Consider the following 409-nt stretch of genomic DNA (forward strand, 5'->3'; position numbering starts at 1 on the left):
ATCTACTCACAAGTTCTTGTACTCTCCATAGGCGTAAATTCCGGACTAACGTATCCGTACATATTTGCATTAACGTTTCAGTGTCAGCCTGCAAATTGTTCTCCATAAGTCTTGAGATTTATAGATGCCTGGAAATCTCTGTCAATCATATTCCCACACGCACATCTATAAACTCTGTCAGATAACTTCAGATCTTTTTTGATGTTTCCACAACAGCTGCAAAGCTTTGATGATGGATAAAACCGATCAGCCACAATAAGCTGGATCCCTTTATCGCTACACCTATATTCAAGCTGTTTTCTAAACCAGAAAAATCCCTGTGCCTGAACTGCTTTGGATAAATGTCTGTTTTTCATCATTCCGCTGACATTCAGATCTTCAATACATATAAATCTTGGTTTTCGATTTA

At 37.9% G+C, this 409-nt stretch carries 1 protein-coding gene; it reads right to left on the reverse strand.

Features of this window, described 5'->3' with window-relative positions; all coding sequences use genetic code 11:
* Positions 1–83 precede the first annotated feature (83 nt).
* On the reverse strand, positions 84–409 hold a 326-nt coding region (locus G4417_RS16615), incomplete at its 5' end, for an RNA-guided endonuclease InsQ/TnpB family protein (protein WP_173684248.1).

It is taken from the genome of Blautia wexlerae, assembly GCF_013300825.1.
GTDB lineage: Bacteria > Bacillota > Clostridia > Lachnospirales > Lachnospiraceae > Blautia_A > Blautia_A wexlerae_B.